The sequence below is a fragment of the Kitasatospora sp. NPDC056800 genome (genome assembly GCF_042789775.1).
Lineage (GTDB): Bacteria > Actinomycetota > Actinomycetes > Streptomycetales > Streptomycetaceae > Kitasatospora.
In genome coordinates, this window is sequence record NZ_JBHUAL010000377.1 from 1 (window position 1) to 2938 (window position 2938).

The window sequence follows — 2938 nt, forward strand, 5'->3', positions numbered from 1 at the left end:
GCCGGAGCCACCGCCGCACGGCCCGCGTCACCACAAGCGCTTGATGCCGCGCATGAGTTTGGACCCCGAGCGGACGACGGCCTGTGTTCCCCTGTTCACCAGATCCTTCCCGCCTACCGAGAACTTCGCGATCTTGTCGATCGGCATGAAGGGCAGGAGGCTCTTCTCCCCGAACTTGAAGAGGGAAGCCCGGAACTCCTGGCTGGTCCACCCGTACCCGTAGCCGGTCAGCACGACGCTCACCCCGCTGGCGGCCACCGACGCCACGGTGAGGCCCGCCCAGGCGACCCGCCCGTAAGGGCCCGGGATGTACTTGGCCACTCCGGCCGCAATGCTCAGGTAATTGCTGACACTGTTGGCCAGCTTGGCATACTCACGGGCCGTGGCCCTGGAGTCGTCGCCGGAGTCGATGCCCGCCGAGATCGGCCCGATCGTGTCGTAGGCCGGGTTGTCGGCGGGATTGACGTTGTTCGCGGCGTTCTGCCGGGCCTGCTCCGCCGCCCTGGCCGCTTCCGCCGCCTGCTCCTGCTCGCGCTTGCGGGCCGCGATGTTCCCGGCCTCGTTGGCGGCCTGCCCTGCCTCCTCCGAGCTCTTGCCGGCCGCCAGCGCCGAGGCCCTGGCCTCGGCCGCCGACGCGGCGGCGTAGGCCGCCGAGGCCACCGCGCTGTGGGCCGACACGGCGGCCTGGTTCGCGGAGTAGTTGGCCTGCCGGCTCGCCAGCTTCGCCGTGACGGAGGCGGTATTGGCCTGCTGGGCGGAGGCCGCCGCGGCGGTGGCGGAAGCCGCGGCCTCGGCGGCCCGGTTGCGTGCCTCGTCCGCGTAGCCCTTGGCCTGCGAGGCCGACGCCCGGGCCCGGTCGGCCCACTGGCCAGCCTCCGCGGCGGCCGAGCGGGCCTGGGCCGCGACCGTGGACGCCTCGGCCGCGTCCTGATTCGCCTGCGCCGCGATCCGGGCGGCGCTCGCGATCAGCGCGCGGACCGCCGCCACGTGGGTGGCGGTGTCCTGGTCCTTCTGGGCCGCCCGGTACTGGCTCCGCGCGACGAAGTCGCTCTGCATCGAGTCCGGCCCGGCCATCGCGACCTGTCCGAGGGCCGCCACGGTGGGGCCGCCCTTGCCCATGACGGCGAGTACGGACACCCGGTCGTCCTCGGCCTTGGCCTGCCAGTAGGTGGTGGCCAGGAATTCGGTCAGGGCCTTCGAGGAGCCGTCGTTCAGGGCGGCGTTCCCGGCGTCGGTGACCGCCTTGCCCGCGTTGTTCATCAGCTTGAGGGTCCGGATCCGGTTGTCCTCGGCCTGGACGTCGTGGATGCCCTGGGTGAGGAAGGCCTCGATCTGTGCCGGACTGTCGGCGGCCAGCGCCCGCTGCGCCGCCTCCGCCAGGCCGGGGCCGCCGAGGGTGGAGAACACCAGGGTCTTCTCCCGGTCGTCCTGCCGCAGGGCCTTCGGGTACTGCGACACGGCCCAGCCGATCACGTCCTGGTCGGTGCCGGAGAGTGCGCCCTGGGCGGCCCGGCTGGTCCACGCGCCGCTGCTGGCCATCAGGTTGACGGCGGCCCGGCGGCCGGCGGCGGCCGCCGTCGCGGTGTCGACCGCCGGGTCGGCGGCCTTGGCGACGAGCTGCCGGGTGGCCTCGTCGACCGCTGCCGCCTGGGTCATGGCGGTCTCCCGCGACCGCTCCTCCTCCTGCTCGTCCTTGCGGAGCGTCGTGGCCTCCTCGACCCCGACCTTGGCGTCGGCCTCGAGCTCCTCCTGCTCGCTCTCCCGGGCGAGCACCTCGACCTTCTGCGCCACCGCCACGGCGTCGCCCGCCACCTTCGCGGCGGCCACGGCCGCGTTGGCGTGCTCGGTGGCCTTGTTCGCCCAGTCCTGGGCGTTGCCCGCCTGGTCGGCGGCCGCGTCCGCCGCCTTCGCGGCGTTCTCCGCGTGGGTGGCGGCCCCGTTGGCGGCCGCCTGCGCGTCCTTCGCGGCCGAAGCCGCGCGGGAGGCCAGCGAGTTGGCCCGCTTGGCGGCCGCGTCGGCGGAGGCGGAGGCGCTGCGGGCGAGTGCGGCCGCCTCCGAAGCCCGCCGGGACTGCGCCGTGGCCTGGCCGGCGGACACCCCGGCCGAACTCGCCGCGTCCGCAGCGTCCGCCGCGTTGCGCGCAGCGCTGGCCGCGGAGCTCGCGGAGAGCCCGGCCTGCGCGCCCGAGACGGCCGCGCTCGCGGCGGCGTCCGCGGCACTGCGGGCGCCGGCTGCCGCGTCCCGGGCGGCCTGCGCCGCGTTGCGGGCCGCCTGGGCCTGGCCGGCGTCCTGGCGGGCCGCCGAGGCGGCCTGGTAGGCACGCGTGGCGGCCTGACTCGCGGCCGCCGCGGCACTGGCCGCGCCGCGGGCCGCGTTCGCCGCCGTCCGGGCCGCGGCCACCGCCGTATTGGAGGCCTGGATCGCGGTCCGCGCGGCGTTGGCGGCGCCTTCCGCCGCCTCGGCCGCGCGGTTCGCGGCCCGACCGGCCTTCACCAGGTCGTTCTTGGCCGCCTCGGCTTCCACGGCGGCCTTCTGCGCGGCCTCCTTGGCCAGCCGGGAGGCCTCCTGCGCGCGCTCGCCCGCCGCCTTGGCCGCGTCGGTCTCGGCCTTGGCGCGCTTGCCGGCCTCCGTCGCGGCCTCGACCAGCTGGCTGATCGTCAGAGTCTCCTGGTCACGGGCGCGGGCCAGCTCCAGCCCGCTGTCCAGGAAGTCGGTGATGTCCTCGGCCGTCCCGGTCAGGGCCCGCTGCGCGAGCCTCTGCACCTCGGGGCCGCCGGTCGCCAGGACCTTGGTGACCTGGACCCGCTGGTCCTCCTCCCGGGCCCGGGCGAGGCCCTCGCCGAGGAAGTCCGTCAACGCCTTGGCGGAACCGTCGTCGAGCGCCTTCTGCGCCGCATCCTGGACGGCGCGGCCGCCCGTGCCGATGGCGGCCAGGGCG

Annotated in this window: 1 protein-coding gene; it reads right to left on the reverse strand. The window is 75.7% G+C overall.

Going from position 1 to position 2938, the window contains the following annotated elements; translation table 11 throughout:
- Positions 1 to 27 precede the first annotated feature (27 nt).
- On the reverse strand, positions 28 to 2938 hold a 2911-nt coding region (locus tag ACFRQN_RS40390), incomplete at its 5' end, for an ALF repeat-containing protein (RefSeq protein ID WP_380745627.1).